The sequence below is a fragment of the Pseudomonas sp. BR20 genome (genome assembly GCF_050780135.1).
Taxonomy (GTDB): Bacteria; Pseudomonadota; Gammaproteobacteria; order Pseudomonadales; family Pseudomonadaceae; genus Aquipseudomonas.
In genome coordinates, this window is record NZ_CP172012.1 from 3,020,396 (window position 1) to 3,035,458 (window position 15,063).

A 15,063-nucleotide genomic window follows, 5' to 3' on the forward strand; every position below is an offset into this window, starting at 1 on the left:
TCGCAGCATCGCAAGCAGCTGGCTTCCCACACTCGTTAAGCTGCGCAACGGATGTGCATGTGCCAGGCGCCTGACCTGCCCGTCGTACCGTCACCCGGCAAGGTGCGCATCTTATGGACGTTGTATGTGACCTGACTGTCTTGTCCAGCTTCACCCACCTGTCACCCTGATTCGTTTATGGTGCTTAACTCGTTACCTGCGAACAGAGCTGACGGTCTCCCCACCTGGGGATAACACGCGACGCTTCCATCAATAACAAGCCCAAGCGGAGTACCACAGATGGCGTTCTTCACCGCAGCCAGCAAGGCCGACTTCCAGCATCAACTGCAAGCGGCACTGGCGCAGCACATCAGTGAACAGGCACTGCCACAAGTGGCGCTGTTCGCTGAACAATTCTTCGGCATCATTTCCCTGGATGAACTGACCCAGCGTCGCCTTTCCGACCTGGCCGGTTGCACCCTGTCTGCCTGGCGCCTGCTTGAGCGCTTTGATCACACCCAACCGCAAGTGCGGGTCTACAACCCCGATTACGAACGTCATGGCTGGCAATCGACCCACACCGCCGTCGAAGTGCTGCACCACGACCTGCCATTCCTGGTGGACTCGGTACGCACCGAGCTGAACCGCCGTGGCTACAGCATCCACACCCTGCAGACCACCGTGCTCAGCGCGCGCCGTGGCAGCAAGGGCGAGTTGCTGGAAATCCTGCCCAAGGGCACCCAGGGCGAAGGCATCCAGCAAGAATCGCTGATGTACCTGGAAATCGACCGCTGTGCCAACGCTGCCGAACTCAACGTGCTGAGCAAAGAGCTTGAGCAGGTACTGGGCGAAGTGCGCGTGGCCGTGGCCGATTTCGAACCGATGAAGGCCAAGGTCCAGGAGCTGCTCGACGGTATCGACGCCAGCCCGTTCGGCATCGACGGTGAAGAGAAAGCCGAGATCAAGAACTTCCTGGAATGGCTGGTGGGCAACCACTTCACCTTCCTCGGCTATGAAGAGTTTGTGGTACGTGACGAGGCGGAAGGCGGTCATATCGAATATGACGCCAGCTCGTTCCTCGGTCTGACCAAACTGCTGCGCGCCGGCCTGACCGCCGACGACCTGCGCATCGAAGACTACGCCGTGTCGTACCTGCGCGAGCCGACCGTGCTGTCGTTCGCCAAGGCCGCGCACCCAAGCCGCGTCCACCGCCCGGCTTACCCGGACTATGTGTCGATCCGCCAGATCGATGCCGACGGCAAGGTGATCAAGGAATGCCGCTTCATGGGCCTCTACACCTCTTCGGTGTATGGCGAAAGCGTGCGCGTCATCCCTTATATCCGCCGCAAAGTCGCGGAAATCGAACGCCGTTCGGGCTTCCAGGCCAAGGCGCACCTGGGCAAGGAGCTTGCCCAGGTCGTTGAAGTGCTGCCCCGTGACGACCTGTTCCAGACCCCGGTCGACGAGCTGTTCAGCACCGTGATGTCGATCGTGCAGATCCAGGAACGCAACAAGATCCGCGTGTTCCTGCGCAAAGACCCGTACGGTCGTTTCTGCTACTGCCTGGCCTACGTGCCGCGTGACATCTATTCCACCGAAGTGCGCCAGAAGATCCAGCAAGTGCTGATGGATCGCCTGAAAGCCTCGGATTGCGAATTCTGGACCTTCTTCTCCGAATCCGTGCTGGCGCGCGTGCAGCTGATTCTGCGGGTCGACCCGAAGAACCGCCTGGACATCGACCCGCTGCAACTGGAAAAAGAAGTGGTGCAGGCCTGCCGCAGTTGGCAGGACGACTACTCCAGCCTGGTAGTGGAAAGCTTCGGCGAAGCCCACGGCACCAACGTGCTGGCGGATTTCCCGAAAGGCTTCCCGGCCGGCTACCGCGAGCGTTTCGCTGCGCATTCGGCCGTGGTCGACATGCAGCACCTGCTCAGCCTCACCGAAGCCAACCCGCTGGTGATGAGCTTCTATCAGCCGCTGGGCCAGGTGTCCGGCCAGCGTGAGCTGCATTGCAAGCTTTACCACGCGGATACCCCGCTGGCGCTGTCCGACGTGCTGCCGATCCTGGAAAACCTTGGCCTGCGCGTGCTGGGTGAATTCCCGTACCGCCTGCGCCATGCCAACGGCCGCGAGTTCTGGATCCATGATTTCGCGTTCATCGCCGCCGAAGGCGTGAACCTGGACATCCAGCAGCTCAACGACACCCTGCAGGACGCGTTCGTGCACATCGTGCATGGCGACGCTGAAAACGATGCGTTCAACCGCCTGGTGCTCACCGCCGGCCTGCCATGGCGCGACGTCGCGCTGCTGCGTGCCTACGCCCGTTACCTGAAGCAGATCCGCCTGGGCTTCGACCTCGGCTACATCGCCAGCACCCTGAACAACCACACCGACATCGCCCGCGAATTGACCCGGTTGTTCAAGACCCGCTTCTACCTGGCGCGCAAGCTCACCGCCGATGACCTGGAAGACAAGCAGCAGCGCCTGGAACAAGCGATCCTCACGGCCCTGGACGACGTCCAGGTGCTCAACGAAGACCGCATCCTGCGTCGCTACCTGGACCTGATCAAGGCCACCCTGCGCACCAACTTCTACCAGACCGACGCCAACGGCCAGAACAAGTCGTACTTCAGCTTCAAGTTCGACCCGCGCGCGATCCCCGAGCTGCCCAAGCCGGTGCCGAAGTTTGAAATCTTCGTCTACTCGCCGCGTGTCGAAGGCGTGCACCTGCGCTTTGGCAACGTTGCCCGTGGCGGCTTGCGCTGGTCCGACCGTGAAGAAGACTTCCGTACCGAAGTGCTCGGCCTGGTCAAAGCCCAGCAAGTGAAGAACTCGGTGATCGTGCCGGTAGGCGCCAAGGGCGGCTTCCTGCCGCGTCGCCTGCCACTGGGCGGCAGCCGTGACGAGATCGCGGCCGAGGGCATCGCCTGCTACCGCATCTTCATTTCCGGCCTGTTGGACATCACCGACAACCTCAAGGACGGCGCTCTGGTGCCGCCGGCCAACGTCGTGCGCCATGACGACGATGACCCGTACCTGGTGGTGGCAGCGGACAAGGGCACGGCGACCTTCTCCGACATCGCCAACGGCATCGCCATCGACTACGGCTTCTGGCTGGGCGATGCGTTCGCCTCCGGTGGTTCCGCCGGTTACGACCACAAGAAAATGGGCATCACCGCCAAGGGCGCGTGGGTCGGTGTGCAGCGTCACTTCCGTGAGCGCGGCATCAACGTGCAGGAAGACAGCATCACCGTGGTGGGCGTCGGCGATATGGCCGGTGACGTGTTCGGTAATGGCTTGCTCATGTCCGACAAGCTGCAACTGGTCGCGGCCTTCAACCACCTGCATATCTTCATCGACCCGAACCCGAACCCGGCCACCAGCTTCGTCGAGCGCCAGCGCATGTTCGAGCTGCCGCGTTCGGCCTGGACCGACTACGACACCAGCATCATGTCCGAAGGCGGCGGTATCTTCTCGCGCAGCGCGAAGAGCATTGCCATCTCGCCACAGATGAAGGAACGCTTCGACATTTCGGCCGACAAGCTGACCCCGACCGAACTGCTGAACGCCTTGCTCAAGGCGCCGGTGGACCTGTTGTGGAACGGCGGTATCGGCACCTACGTCAAGGCCAGCACCGAAAGCCATGCCGATGTAGGCGACAAGGCCAACGACGCGCTGCGCGTCAACGGCAACGAGCTGCGCTGCAAGGTAGTGGGCGAGGGCGGCAACCTCGGCATGACCCAGCTGGGTCGTGTGGAGTTCGGCCTCAATGGCGGCGGCTCCAACACCGACTTCATCGACAACGCCGGTGGTGTGGACTGCTCCGACCACGAAGTGAACATCAAGATCCTGCTCAACGAAGTGGTGCAGGCCGGTGACATGACCGACAAGCAACGCAACCAGTTGCTGGCGAGCATGACCGACGAAGTCGGCAGCCTGGTGTTGGGCAACAACTACAAGCAGACCCAGGCCCTGTCCCTGGCTGCACGACGTGCCTACGAGCGTGCTGCCGAGTACAAGCGCCTGATGAGCGACCTGGAAGGCCGTGGCAAGCTGGACCGCGCCATCGAGTACCTGCCGACCGAGGAGCAGCTCACCGAGCGCGCCGCGACCGGCAAGGGCCTGACCCGTCCGGAGCTGTCGGTGCTGATTTCCTACAGCAAGATCGACCTCAAGGAAGCGCTGCTCAAGTCGCTGGTACCGGATGACGAATACCTCACCCGTGACATGGAGACTGCGTTCCCACCGAGCCTGGTGGCCAAGTTCGGCGAGGCCATGCGCCGCCATCGCCTGAAGCGCGAGATCGTCAGCACCCAGATCGCCAACGACCTGGTCAACCACATGGGCATCACCTTCGTTCAGCGACTCAAGGAGTCGACCGGCATGAGCCCGGCGAACGTGGCCGGCGCTTATGTGATCGTGCGCGACATCTTCCACCTCCCGCACTGGTTCCGTCAGATCGAAGCCCTGGACCACCAGGTCTCCGCTGACGTGCAATTGCAGTTGATGGATGAGCTGATGCGCCTGGGCCGTCGCGCCACGCGCTGGTTCCTGCGCAGCCGTCGCAACGAGCAGGACGCCGGCCGTGACACCGCGCACTTCGGTCCGCACCTGGCTGCGTTGGGCCTCAAGCTCGACGAACTGCTGGAAGGTCCGACCCGCGAAGGCTGGCAGACCCGCTACCAGGCCTACACCGAAGCCGGTGTACCGGAGTTGTTGGCGCGCATGGTTGCAGGCACTACTCACCTGTACACCTTGCTGCCGATCATCGAAGCCGCCGACGTCACCGGGCACGACGCCGCCGAAGTGGCCAGGGCCTACTTCGCCGTCGGCAGCGCCCTGGACCTGCCGTGGTACCTGCAGCAGATCAGCGATCTGCCCGTGGCCAACAACTGGCAGGCCCAGGCTCGTGAAGCGTTCCGCGACGATGTGGACTGGCAGCAACGGGCGATCACCATTTCCGTCCTGCAAATGGCCGACGCGCCACAAGACATGGAAGCCCGCGTGGCCCTGTGGCTTGAGCAGCACAAGGACATGGCTGATCGTTGGGTCGCAATGATGGTGGAAATTCGTGCTGCGGTCGGCACGGACTACGCCATGTACGCGGTGGCCAACCGTGAGTTGCTGGACCTGGCGTTGAGTGGTCAGTCGGTGCTGCAACCGGCTTGATGCCTGGGTGAAACCAATGTGGGAGGGAGCAAGCCCCCTCCCACATTTGGATCTTCATTTATCTGAAGGTCAGTGGTGTTTGAGTAATTTGCTTTCCAGGTGATCCAGGTGCTGGGTCATCAGGGCCACTGCGGTATTTGAGTCGCGTTGTTCAATCGCATCCACAATCGCCACATGCTCCTGCCACGCGCAATACGTGCAGGCTTTTGCTTCGAATTGGGCAATGATCAACGACGTCAACGGCACCAGGCTGTTGAGAAACTGCGCCAACGGCGCGTTGCCCGCCATCTGCGCCAATTGCAGGTGAAACTCCCCTGACAATCGAATCGCCGGCCCTCGCTGGTTGCGTTCAATACAGTCGCGTTCCCGTGCTATCAGCTCGCGCAGCTGGCGTATCTGCGCGGATGTTGCCTGGGCGCAGGCCAATTGCACCACCGTGATTTCGGTCATGCGCCGTGCTTCCAGGATCTGCCGCGCCTGCTGGGCATCCGGCGCCGCCACCTGGGCCCTCTGGTTGGGACGCAGGATGACCACTTGCTGATGGGACAGCTTGGCCAGCACCCGCCGGATCACGCTGCGGCTCACGCCAAAGCTTTCGCCCAGGCCCTCTTCGGTAAAGCGGCTGGACGGGGCGATGCGTTGTTCGAGGATCGCGTCGAACAACCGTGGGTAGATGTCATCCACCGAAGGCTTTTTACCGGCCACCAGGCGCAGGGTCGGCAGGAAGGGGTCGTGTTGCAGGGCGTGAGCGGTCATGGCCGGTCTCCAAAAAATCAACTGCCCAGGTGGTCGTCCGGGATGTTCAAGTGAATGCCCATGCGCAGGCCTTCCTGGAGGATGTGCCGACGCATCTCGGCGCTGGCCAGGGCGCTGTTCTTGTTGCGGATGGCGCGGACCACCGCTTCATTTTCCTGCAGGCGTTCCGCCAGGTGCTCGGGGGAGTTGCGCAGTACCTGGGCGCTTTGCTTGAGGGCGTTGCTGGTTTGCTGTACCACGTTCTGGAAGATCGGGTTGGAGGTGAGCGCGAACAGTTCTTCGTGAAAATCGAGGTAGGCGTTCATGCCGGCTTCGGCGTCACCGGCATCCAGGGCCTCGCGCATGTCCATCAGGGTCAGGCGCAATTGGCCGACTTCCTTGCTGCTGATGGACTGGGCCACCAGGCCGACGATAAAGGGTTCGAGGGTGTAGCGCAGTTGCAGGATGTCTTCGAGACTGGCGTCGGCCACGGCGTCGCTCGATTGCGGTTCGCTGACGCTGGTTTCCAGCACAACCACGCCTTTGCCGGGCATGGAGCGCACCAGGCCGAGGGTTTCGAGCACGATGACCGCTTCACGCAGGCTGGGGCGGCTGATGCCCATCTGTTCGGCCAGTTCGCGCTGGCCGGGCAACATTTCGCCCCGGCGCCACTGACCCCGCGCCAGGGCGGCGCGGAGTTTTTCTACGACTGAATTGACGACGGTTGAGGTGCTGATCACGTCGATACTTCCTTAATGTTGCTAATACAGTCATGTGGGAGGGGGCTTGCCCTCGATGGCGGTGGATCAGTTACAGATAGATCAACTGACCATCCTCATCGGGGGCAAGCCCCCTCCCACATTAGCCAGTGTTGCCCATGAGACAGCGTTAGAACTCCTGGTGCGCCGGCACTACCGGCTTCTTGGCCTGGAAGGCATAGCCTTGCTGGCCGTCGAGCACCTTGTTGGCGCGTTGGATATCGATGTCTTTTTCCCAGCGGGCAATGGCCACGGTGGCCACGCAGTTGCCGATCAGGTTGGTCAAGGCGCGACCGATGCCCATGAACCAATCCACTGCCAATACCAGCACCAAACCGACCACCGGAATCGCCGGGATCGCCGTGAGCGTTGCCGCCAGGATCACCAGCGCCGAGCCGGGAATCCCATGGGCGCCCTTGGAGGTGATCAACGACACCAGCAGGATGGTCATCAGGTCGGTCATCGACAGCGGTGTACCGGTGGCGTTGGCGATAAACACGATGGCCAGGGTCAGGTAGATCGAGAAACCGTCGAGGTTGAACGAATACCCGGTGGGAATCACCAGGCCCACGGTGGAGCTGCCAATGCCCAGGTGTTCGAGTTTGCGCATGACCTGCGGCAGCACGGCGTCGGAGGAGGCGGTGCCCATCACGATCAGCAACTCTTCACGCAGGTACTTGAGCAGCGGCAGCATGCGCAGCCCAGACACGCGCATCACTACGCCGAGGATCAGCGCGACGAAGGCGAAGCAGGTCAGGTAGAACAGGCCCACCAGGCTCCCCAAGTGTTGCAGGGAGTCCAGCCCGTAGGTGCTGGTGGTGAAGGCGATCGCACCAAACACGCCGATGGGCGCCAGGCGCACGATCATGCCCATGATGCGGAAAATCACGTGGCTCAGTTCATTGATCAGCCGAGTGATACCGGAAGCCGCTTCGCCTACCAGGTTCAACGCGCTGCCGAACAACACCGAAAACAGCAGCACTTGCAGCACATTGTTGTCGGCAAAGGCGCCGATCACCGAGTTGGGGATCAGGTCCATCAGGAACTGGCTGGTGCCCTTGATGTGCTGGCCCTTGTCGGCCAGTTCATTGAGGCCGGCGGAGGACAGCTGTTCCAGATGGATATTGGCGCCGGTGCCAATCCCGGTGCTGAAGGCCATGATCAGGCCGATCACCAGGGCGATGGTGGTGAGCACTTCAAAGTAGATCACCGACTTGAGACCGATGCGCCCGACCTTCTTCAAGTCGCCGGCACCGGAAATACCACTGACCACCACGCAGAACACGATCAGGCCGATCAGCATCTTGATCAGCTTGATAAAACCGTCACCCAGGGGCTTGAGTTGCGAGGAGAATTCGGGAAGGGCCAGGCCGCACACGATGCCGAGCATCAGGCCAATCACGACTTGCAGGAAAATCGAACGCGAGCACCATCTGAGCATGGGAGGGATCTCTATTCGGTGCCCCGGTGGTTCCGGGGCTTAATTGTTGTGGTCATACCGGTAAGTCCAGTGCGTGGCCAGTCTAGGCCAGGTATTTTTGAAATCACAAGTAATAATTCGTCGGTTGGCAGGTTGCGGTCTGACCAGTTGGTCGCGAAGGTTGATGCTTGAGCGGTTGGCGGCGCACAAATTTTTTCGCTTATCATCCGCCGCCTGGCACATGAGGTGATGGATGGATAAACCAGGACTGACCACCGACGAAACCGGGCAGACCCACTGCACCTGGCGCACGGCTGCGCCGGAATACCCCCGTTATCACGACCACGAGTGGGGCGTGCCGGTGGCGGATGATGTTCAGCTGTACGAGAAGATTTGCCTGGAAGGTTTTCAGGCCGGTATGGCCTGGATCACCATCCTGCGCAAGCGCGAGCAGTTTCGCGCCGCGTTCGAAGGGTTTGATTTTCGCCGGGTGGCGCAGTACGGCGAGGCGGATATCGAGCGGCTCATGCAGGACCCGGACATCGTGCGTAATCGGGCGAAGATCGTTTCCACGATCAACAACGCCCGCCGGGCGTGTGAGCTGGTGGAAGAGACCGGCTCGCTGGCGCAGTGGTTGTGGGCGTTCGAACCCGGCCCCGAGGAGCGTCCGGCAGTGGTGGACCTGGCTTACTGGATGGGCAACCCCACCTCACCGGCCTCGGTGCGACTGTCCAAGGCCTTGAAGAAACGTGGCTGGACGTTCGTCGGGCCGACCACGATGTATGCGCTGATGCAGGCGATGGGGATGGTCAATGATCACCTTGAAGGGTGTGCGTGCCGCCCAAAGATTGAAGCGCTGCGCCGCCAGTTCGAACGCCCGTGAGTCGCTGACTCACCGCTATCGGGGGCAAGCCCCCTCCCACATTTAGCACCCCACCCACACCTCTGATTAGTGGTTCGGTTGATCATTTTGGAAGAGGGGTCAGCACCTCGGCCTTGTCATCCAGCACCATCACCACCAGCAACCTGGCCGGCTGGGTCTGGCTGGCATTGCTGGATTCGAAATGCCGCGAGCCGGCCGGCTCGTAGAACGATTCGCCGACCTTGTAGGTTTTCGCTTTCTCATCATTGACCCGCGAAGTGATCGCGCCTTCGAGCACGTAGGCCACGGCCGTACCCGTATGGCTATGGGGCACGCTGGCCTGGCCGGGGGCGTAGTCGGCGGTGAGCATGAGGGTTTTCTTGCCGGGCACAGTGGTCAGCGCGTGTTCTTGCAGGACTTTGATCGATTCCTGGTTGTACACGGGCTCATGGGCAAAGGCGCTGAGCGAGGCGAGCATCAGGGGGGTGGCGAGCAGGCGTTTCATGGCGAAGTTTCCGAGAAGTTCGAGACCTGCCCACCGTACGCCGGGATTTTCGAGCGACCAATGACCAATCCGCCGGAAAACCCCTTAGCCAATCTGCTGGAGAATATCGCGCACCTTGTCCAGCGCCGGGTCGATGTCGAGGGTCTCGATGGCCCCAAACCCGATGATCAGGCCTGGGCGCACCGGCGTGTCGTGGAAGAACACATCCAGCGGGTACAGGCCGACTTCCACCTGGCGCGCCAGTTCCATCAACAACGGGATATTCACCGGTACTTTGCTCAACGCCGCCATATGGAACCCGGCCACGGTGGGTACCGCTTCGAACCACGGCGACAGGTCGCCCGCCAGGCGCTGCAAAATGCGCTCGCGGCGCCCGGCGTACACGGTGTGGCAGCGGCGAATATGCTTGAGCAAATAGCCTTCGCTGATGAACTTGGCCAGCGCCCATTGCGGCAACGTGGAGCTGTGCTGGTCGGTCAATTGCTTGGCCTTGAGCACCGCGCCGTAAATCGCCGGTGGCAGCACCGCGTAGCCCAGACGCAGCTCGGGCAGCAGGGTTTTGGAGAAGGTACCGACGTAAGTGACCACGCCACGGCTGTCCATGCTTTGCAGGGAATCGGTGGGGCGGCCTTCGTAGCGGAACTCGCTGTCGTAGTCGTCCTCGATGATGATCGCACCCAGCTCGAAGGCGCGCGCCAGCAGTGCCTCTCGACGTGACAGGCTCATGGGCATGCCGAGGGGAAACTGGTGGGAGGGCGTGACGTAGATCAGCCGTGCGCCATCGGGGACCTGCTCGACCTGGATGCCTTGCTCATCGACGGGCACACCGATGACCCGCGCGCCCATCGCCATGAACAACTGGCGCGCGGGGCTGTAGCCGGGATCTTCCATGGCGACGATGCTGCCCGGTTCCAGCACCACACGGGCGATCAGATCCAACGCCTGCTGCGCGCCGTTGGTGACCACGATGTCGCTGTCGCGGCATTTGACCCCACGGGAAAACGCGATATGCCCGGCAATGGCACTGCGCAGTGCCGGCAACCCTTCGGGCTGGCTGTAGAACCCACTGTTCTGGGCGATGCGCCGCAGCGCGTCCTGGGTGCAGCGCCGCCATTCATCCTGGGGGAACTGGTTGCGGCTGGTTGCGCCGCCGATAAATTCGTAGCGCAACGTGCTGTCGCGGGTGGGATGGCGCATGGGTGAGGGCAGCGATTGCCACTTCGCCAGGTTGGCGGCGCAGGCCACGTCGGTGGCGGTCTGCACACGATTCGGCTGTGGCGCCCACGCGTTGACGAAGGTGCCACGGCCAATCTTGCCCACCAACAGGCCTTCGTAGGTCAACGTGGCGTAGGTGTCGGACACGGTCTTGCGCGATACACCTAATTGCTCGGCCAGCAGGCGGCTGGGTGGCAGTTGCGCACCCGCCGAGAGACGCCCGGTGGCGATGGCTTCACGCAACTGCTGATAAAGCTGGGCAGCCAGGTCTTTACGCCCGTTGATGACGATGTGGAGTTCCATGTTTCATCCTGAGACAGATCGATCTGCGCCAAGGTTACGCGTAAATCGATCTGTAGAAACCCAGGCGCACTCAGGACAGGAAGCCGCCATCCACATTCAGCGACACACCGGTGGTGTAGCTCGACGCGTCGCTGGCCAGGTACAGCACCGCACCGGCCATCTCGCTCGGGTCGGCCACGCGCTTGAGCGGGATCTGCGCCAGGGCCATTTTCAGGATCGCGTCGTTCTTCACCAGCGCCGAGGCGAACTTGGTGTCGGTCAGGCCCGGCAGCAGGGCGTTGCAACGAATGCCGAACTCGGCGCATTCCTTGGCGAACACCTTGGTCATGTTGATCACGGCGGCCTTGGTCACCGAGTAGATGCCCTGGAACACACCCGGCGAAATGCCGTTGATCGACGCCACGTTGATGATGCTGCCGCCGCCGTTCTCACGCATCAGCTTGCCGGCTTCCACCGACATGAAGAAGTAGCCGCGGATGTTCACGTCCACGGTCTTCTGGAAGGCGCCGAGGTCGGTGTCCAGTACGTTGCAGAACTGCGGGTTGGTCGCGGCATTGTTGACCAGGATGTCCAGGCGGCCGAACTGCTCGCGAATCCCGGCGAACACTTGGGTGATCTGCTCCATCTCGCCGATATGACAGGCAATTGCCGTGGCCTTGCCGCCGTCGGCGATGATGGCATCCGCCACATGCTGGCAGCCTTCGAGCTTGCGGCTGGAGACGATCACATGGGCGCCTTGCTGGGCCAGCAACTTGGCGATGGCTTCACCGATGCCACGGCTGGCGCCGGACACAAAGGCAATCTTGCCGTCGAGGTCGAACAGGTGGGTCTTGGACATTAGCGATTCCTTAGAGGGCTGATTTACCGATGACATTCAGGCTCATCTGCTCCAGCAGCTTGTTCATCTGGATGAACTGCGCAAAGCGTTTGTCCTGGGTCTGGCCGTGGAAGAAGCGGTAGTAGATCTGCTGCACGATGCCGGCCAGGCGGAACAGGCCGTAGGTGTAGTAGAAGTCGAAATTGTCGATCTGGATGCCCGAGCGCTCGGCGTAGTAATCCACGAACTGGCGGCGGGTGAGCATGCCGGGGGCATTGCTCGGTTGGCGGCGCATCAGTTGTACCGGTGCCGGGTCGCCGGCTTCGATCCAGTAGGCGAGGGTGTTGCCCAGGTCCATCAGCGGGTCGCCGAGGGTGGTCAGTTCCCAATCCAGCACGCCGATGATCTGCATCGGGTTGTGCGGGTCGAGGATCACGTTATCGAAGCGGTAGTCGTTGTGCACGATGCTCGAGGTGGGATGGTCGGCGGGCATTTTGTCGTTGAGCCAGGCGCGTACGGCCTCCCATTTGGGCGCGTCGGGGGTCAGGGCTTTCTCGTAGCGATCGCTCCAGCCGCCGATCTGGCGTGCCACATAACCTTCCGGCTTGCCCAGGTCGGCCAGGCCGCATGCGCGGTAGTCGACCTGGTGCAGTTCGACGAACTTGTCGATAAAGCTTTTGCACAGCGCCTCGGTCTGGGTGGCATCCAGGTCCAGTTCGGCGGGCAGGTCGGAACGCAGGATGATGCCGTTGACCCGTTCCATCACATAGAACTCGGCGCCGATCACCGACTCGTCGGTGCAGTGTACGTAGGCCTTGGGGCAATACGGGAAGCCATCCTTGAGCTGATTGAGAATGCGGTATTCGCGGCCCATGTCGTGGGCGGACTTGGCCTTGTGGCCAAAGGGTGGGCGACGCAGCACGAACTCCTGGCCCGGGTATTCCAGCAGGTAGGTGAGGTTGGACGCACCACCGGGGAACTGGCTGATCGTGGGCGTGCCGCTCAGGCCCGGGATATGGGCCTTGAGGTAGGGATCGATCAGGTTGGCATCAAGTTCTTCGCCTGGGCGAATCTGGGTCGATTGGTCGTTAAGCGCCATGCTTATCCCTTCTGCTTATTCTAAAGGCGTCGGACTATTTCCTAATCTAATGCGCACCACCGCCCAGCGACAAGGTCGGGGCGGCTTAATAGGTTAGCGTGTTGAAGGGTGATCAGCGTGCCTGATTGGTCATTTTACGGGCGGGGGCAGGACGACCGGGGTGAGCACCGGACGGCCGGCAAAGTACTCCACCAGGTTGTCGGCCACACGCTGTACGGTATCGTGGGCGGCTTCCGGTGACAGCCCGGCCACATGGGACGTGAGCACGGTATTGCTCAAGCGCTTGAGGGCATCCGGCACCTTGGGTTCATCGTCGAACACGTCGAGCGCGGCGCCACCGATACGGCGTTGCTCAAGGGCGGCGACCAGGTCGTCGGTGACCACCACGCTGCCACGGCCGATATTCACCAGGTAACCGTTCGGGCCGAGGGCGTCCAGGGCGTGGCGGTCGATCAAGTGGCGCGTGCCGGCGCCGCCGGGCGTGGCCAGGATCAGGAAGTCCGAGGCGCGCGCCAGTTCCACGGCGGTGGCGCAGTACGTGTAGTCCACGTCATCGCGCGGCTGGCGGTTGTGATAGCTCACTTGCATGCCAAAGCCGAGGGCTGCGCGCTTGGCGATCTCCAGGCCCACCGCGCCCAGCCCGAGGATGCCCAGTTGCTTGCCGCCCAGGGAAGGGCGCATCACCTTGGGCCATTCGTTGCGGCGTACCGCCGCGTCCGTCTGGGGAATGCCGCGCACCAGCGACAGCAGCAGCGCCATGGCGTGGTCGGCCACCGACGGCGCATTCACCCCGGCGCCATTGGTGACGACGATCCCGCGATTGCTGGCGGCCTGCAGGTCGACATGCTCATAGCCGGCGCCGATCACGCAGATAATCTCCAGCAGCGGCAGGGCGGCGATTTCCTCGGCGTACAGCCCCAGCGGGCCACGGGTGAGCACGGCCTTGATTTGCCCGCCATGGGTCTTGATGGCTTGGGCGCGTTCGGAGGGGGTTGGCGCCAGAATCACATGAAAGTCGTTGCTCTCGATGATCGGCAGGTAGTCGTTGATGGTTTCAACCAGGACCAGAACGGTTGCGGGCATGAGGCGGCTCTTCCTAAGGGGCAGGATGGAAGAGAGAGTATGCGACATTTCCCGTGACGGTGGCGTGAGAGGCTTTAAGGCGCGGTGAGGGGGCGATGAACCCATCGCATGGATCCATCACCCTGATGAGTCACGGCGCTTTAGCCAATTCGCGGTGTGGGGATCATGGTGTTGCGAGGTTTGGGCGCGGCGGAATACTCATTGCCGTTGAACGGGAACGTATCTGTCTGCGGTGGCTTGGGCTTTTCTTTTGGATCGATTTGAGCGGCAATGTAGGACGATACGCTGTCGACCAACTGACCGGCGTTGGACAGGTTCAGGGAGGAAGTGGTCATGGTGAAATCTCCAAAGTTAGATGCGTTATCTGGGTGGGGCGGTTTGGGATTAACGTTCCTGATTTAAATGAATTGTCGTCAATCGCCTTGTCAGAAGTTGACGTCAGCTGCTTTCACACGCCGCGCAAACGCCCCCGCCAGCGTCGCGTTGTGATGCTCGATAATTGCCTTGGCGTTCAGGGTCGAGGTGTCCATGCAGGTATGGCCGTCTTCAGGCAATACCACCGAAAAGCCCAGTTCTACCGCCACCCGGCAGGTAGTGTCGATGCAGAACTGGGTTTTCATCCCGACGATGACCAACTGATGGACCTCTACGGCGCGCAGTTGCTGCGCCAGGTCGGTGCCCAGGAAGCAACTGGGGCGGGTTTTATTGAAAAGGCGGTCGCGGGCCTCGTCTACGTGCAGCCCGTGCCACAGTTGCCAATACGGGCTGCCTGCTGCTATCGGCGAGCCTTCCGGGCCGGTATGGCGGGCGACGAAGATCGGCCTATTCGCTTCTCGGGCCCGCCCGATCAGTTGGTTGATGGTGGCAAGGACACGCTCGCGTTCGAAAGGTTTGTCCGGGGCGTCGTACAAGCCGGTTTGCATATCGATGATCAATAGGGCGTCAGCCATGGTGTTGCTCCTTGTGAGTGCCAGGCGACGGAGCAATAAAAAGGCCCCGTCCATTGCTGGCGGGGCCTTGGGGTGAATCCGTGAAGTGTTTAGTTCAAGCACCCACGGCAACCGCACGACCCGCCTGGAGCGGTCGTGGTGGTGGTGCGGGTGAGGAATGGCTGAGTC

At 61.8% G+C, this 15,063-nt stretch carries 12 protein-coding genes; 2 read left to right on the plus strand and 10 right to left on the minus strand.

All coding sequences use genetic code 11. The annotated features are described in order from the left end of the window. Window positions 1–279: 279 nt before the first annotated feature. A complete protein-coding gene (locus tag ACHPFG_RS13985; protein ID WP_431703124.1) occupies window positions 280–5,148 on the plus strand; it encodes an NAD-glutamate dehydrogenase in 4,869 nt (1,622 codons plus the stop codon). A 69-nt stretch (window positions 5,149–5,217) separates the two neighbouring features. Here the strand turns inward: ACHPFG_RS13985 and ACHPFG_RS13990 are convergent, their stop codons facing one another. From ACHPFG_RS13990 to ACHPFG_RS14000, 3 genes are all read right to left on the minus strand, one after another. Next, window positions 5,218–5,904, minus strand: coding sequence for a GntR family transcriptional regulator (locus ACHPFG_RS13990; protein WP_431703125.1), 687 nt, complete (start codon window positions 5,902–5,904; stop codon window positions 5,218–5,220). Window positions 5,905–5,921: 17 nt separating this feature from the next. Beyond that, a complete protein-coding gene (locus ACHPFG_RS13995; protein ID WP_131700587.1) occupies window positions 5,922–6,623 on the minus strand; it encodes a FadR/GntR family transcriptional regulator in 702 nt (233 codons plus the stop codon). Between the two features lie 148 nt (window positions 6,624–6,771). Then, on the minus strand, window positions 6,772–8,097 hold the full coding sequence (locus ACHPFG_RS14000; RefSeq protein WP_431703472.1) for a C4-dicarboxylate transporter DctA: 1,326 nt from the start codon (window positions 8,095–8,097) through the stop codon (window positions 6,772–6,774). Between the two features lie 217 nt (window positions 8,098–8,314). Here ACHPFG_RS14000 and ACHPFG_RS14005 point away from each other — a divergent pair, with 217 nt between their 5' ends. Then, window positions 8,315–8,944 (plus strand): DNA-3-methyladenine glycosylase I, encoded by a 630-nt coding sequence (locus ACHPFG_RS14005; protein ID WP_431703126.1) that lies wholly within the window; start codon window positions 8,315–8,317, stop codon window positions 8,942–8,944. A gap of 82 nt (window positions 8,945–9,026) precedes the next feature. Here ACHPFG_RS14005 and ACHPFG_RS14010 read toward each other — a convergent pair whose 3' ends face one another. From ACHPFG_RS14010 to ACHPFG_RS14040, 7 genes are all read right to left on the minus strand, one after another. After that, window positions 9,027–9,428: a cupin domain-containing protein gene (locus ACHPFG_RS14010; protein WP_431703127.1), complete on the minus strand. Its 402-nt coding sequence runs from the start codon at window positions 9,426–9,428 to the stop codon at window positions 9,027–9,029. Between the two features lie 84 nt (window positions 9,429–9,512). Beyond that, entirely contained in the window at window positions 9,513–10,946 is a 1,434-nt protein-coding gene (locus tag ACHPFG_RS14015) for a PLP-dependent aminotransferase family protein (protein WP_167655835.1), read from the minus strand. A gap of 70 nt (window positions 10,947–11,016) precedes the next feature. Beyond that, a complete protein-coding gene (locus ACHPFG_RS14020) occupies window positions 11,017–11,784 on the minus strand; it encodes an SDR family oxidoreductase (protein ID WP_027608558.1) in 768 nt (255 codons plus the stop codon). A 10-nt stretch (window positions 11,785–11,794) separates the two neighbouring features. Beyond that, the gene (locus ACHPFG_RS14025; RefSeq protein ID WP_184742494.1) at window positions 11,795–12,862 is read right to left on the minus strand and encodes a phosphotransferase family protein; all 1,068 of its coding nucleotides are present in this window, start codon (window positions 12,860–12,862) and stop codon (window positions 11,795–11,797) included. 129 nt (window positions 12,863–12,991) lie between these two features. Beyond that, window positions 12,992–13,945, minus strand: coding sequence for a 2-hydroxyacid dehydrogenase (locus ACHPFG_RS14030; protein WP_431703128.1), 954 nt, complete (start codon window positions 13,943–13,945; stop codon window positions 12,992–12,994). A gap of 140 nt (window positions 13,946–14,085) precedes the next feature. Next, complete coding sequence (locus ACHPFG_RS14035) at window positions 14,086–14,280, minus strand: hypothetical protein (RefSeq protein ID WP_431703129.1); 195 nt, start codon at window positions 14,278–14,280, stop codon at window positions 14,086–14,088. Window positions 14,281–14,370: 90 nt separating this feature from the next. Continuing rightward, window positions 14,371–14,895, minus strand: coding sequence for a cysteine hydrolase family protein (locus ACHPFG_RS14040; protein WP_431703130.1), 525 nt, complete (start codon window positions 14,893–14,895; stop codon window positions 14,371–14,373). Window positions 14,896–15,063 lie beyond the last annotated feature (168 nt).

What these genes read in the sequence shown, in the direction of transcription:
- ACHPFG_RS13985 (WP_431703124.1), top strand. Translation starts at nt 280, where the DNA reads ATGGCGTTCTTCACCGCAGCCAGCAAGGCCGACTTCCAGCATCAACTG.
- ACHPFG_RS13990 (WP_431703125.1), bottom strand. Translation starts at nt 5,904, where the DNA reads ATGACCGCTCACGCCCTGCAACACGACCCCTTCCTGCCGACCCTGCGC.
- ACHPFG_RS14005 (WP_431703126.1), top strand. Translation starts at nt 8,315, where the DNA reads ATGGATAAACCAGGACTGACCACCGACGAAACCGGGCAGACCCACTGC.
- ACHPFG_RS14010 (WP_431703127.1), bottom strand. Translation starts at nt 9,428, where the DNA reads ATGAAACGCCTGCTCGCCACCCCCCTGATGCTCGCCTCGCTCAGCGCC.
- ACHPFG_RS14015 (WP_167655835.1), bottom strand. Translation starts at nt 10,946, where the DNA reads ATGGAACTCCACATCGTCATCAACGGGCGTAAAGACCTGGCTGCCCAG.
- ACHPFG_RS14020 (WP_027608558.1), bottom strand. Translation starts at nt 11,784, where the DNA reads ATGTCCAAGACCCACCTGTTCGACCTCGACGGCAAGATTGCCTTTGTG.
- ACHPFG_RS14025 (WP_184742494.1), bottom strand. Translation starts at nt 12,862, where the DNA reads ATGGCGCTTAACGACCAATCGACCCAGATTCGCCCAGGCGAAGAACTT.
- ACHPFG_RS14030 (WP_431703128.1), bottom strand. Translation starts at nt 13,945, where the DNA reads ATGCCCGCAACCGTTCTGGTCCTGGTTGAAACCATCAACGACTACCTG.
- ACHPFG_RS14035 (WP_431703129.1), bottom strand. Translation starts at nt 14,280, where the DNA reads ATGACCACTTCCTCCCTGAACCTGTCCAACGCCGGTCAGTTGGTCGAC.
- ACHPFG_RS14040 (WP_431703130.1), bottom strand. Translation starts at nt 14,895, where the DNA reads ATGGCTGACGCCCTATTGATCATCGATATGCAAACCGGCTTGTACGAC.